This window comes from Sulfuricella sp. T08 (assembly GCF_000971475.1).
GTDB lineage: Bacteria > Pseudomonadota > Gammaproteobacteria > Burkholderiales > Sulfuricellaceae > Sulfuricella.
Genome location: NZ_DF967562.1, coordinates 1 through 581, shown reverse-complemented (window position 1 = coordinate 581; position 581 = coordinate 1). Strand labels below are relative to the sequence as shown.

Annotated in this window: 1 protein-coding gene; it reads left to right on the top strand. The window is 57.3% G+C overall.

Features of this window, described 5'->3' with window-relative positions; all coding sequences use genetic code 11:
• Positions 1-141: 141 nt before the first annotated feature.
• Positions 142-581 (top strand): cytochrome b/b6 domain-containing protein (locus SCT_RS14325; RefSeq protein ID WP_059424309.1); only part of this gene is annotated, 440 nt, incomplete at its 3' end.

The following is a 581-nucleotide window of genomic DNA, read 5'->3' as shown; positions in this document are numbered from 1 at the left end:
TCAAAGGCATCTACATGCCGGGCCGGGGCGACAACAACAAGCTGCTCGATATGGCCGGCTGGGCACTCGCTCTGCTGACTCTGATCGGCGTGCTGATCCACGGCGCTGGCCGCATCTATGCCCACAAGAAAGGATAAGATCATGACCGTCGAAAGAATCTACGTTTTCAAACGCTTCGAGCGCTTCTGGCACTGGGGTCAGGCCTCGCTTATCATCTTCATGCTGATCACCGGCTTCGAGGTGCATGGTTCCTATCATTTCTTCGGCTTCGCCAAGGCGACGAGTCTGCACACCATCGCCGCCTGGTCGCTGATCGGCCTGTGGGTATTTGCCATCTTCTGGCACTTCACCACGGGTGAGTGGAAACAGTACATCCCGACCACGGACAAGGTGGTGGCCATGATCAAGTTCTATTCGGTCGGCATCTTCACCAATGCGCCGCATCCGTTCAAGGCGACCACGCTGAAGAAGCACAACCCGCTGCAGCGCCTGGCCTATCTCGGCGTGCTGCTGTTCATCGGGCCATTACTGTGGCTCTCAGGCTGGTTCTACCTGTTCTTTAGTGACTGGACGGCATGGGG